1 rRNA gene is annotated in these 272 nt (G+C 54.4%); it reads right to left on the bottom strand.

Features of this window, described 5'->3' with window-relative positions:
- A 16S ribosomal RNA gene (locus ACTHSQ_RS11270) occupies positions 1–272 on the bottom strand; the annotation flags it as partial.

Here is a 272-nt window from a genome sequence, read left to right as displayed (position 1 = left end):
CCTGATATCTGCGCATTTCACCGCTACACCAGGAGTTCCACACTCCCCTACTGGATTCTAGTCACAGCAGTATCGAGTGGCCTCTCCGAGATGAGCTCGGAGCTTTCACACCCGACTTACTGAACCGCCTACGAGCTCTTTACGCCCAATGATTCCGGACACCGCTTGCCCCCTACGTATTACCGCGGCTGCTGGCACGTAGTTAGCCGGGGCTTCTTAGTCAGGTACCGTCATTTTCTTCCCTGCTGATAGAGCTTTACATGCCGAAACAC

Origin of the sequence: Neisseria sp. P0009.S008 (genome assembly GCF_051958615.1) — a bacterium.
GTDB classification, from domain to species: domain Bacteria; phylum Pseudomonadota; class Gammaproteobacteria; order Burkholderiales; family Neisseriaceae; genus Neisseria; species Neisseria subflava.
Note: the sequence above shows the minus strand (reverse complement) of the source record. Positions and strands in the feature narration are given on the sequence as shown.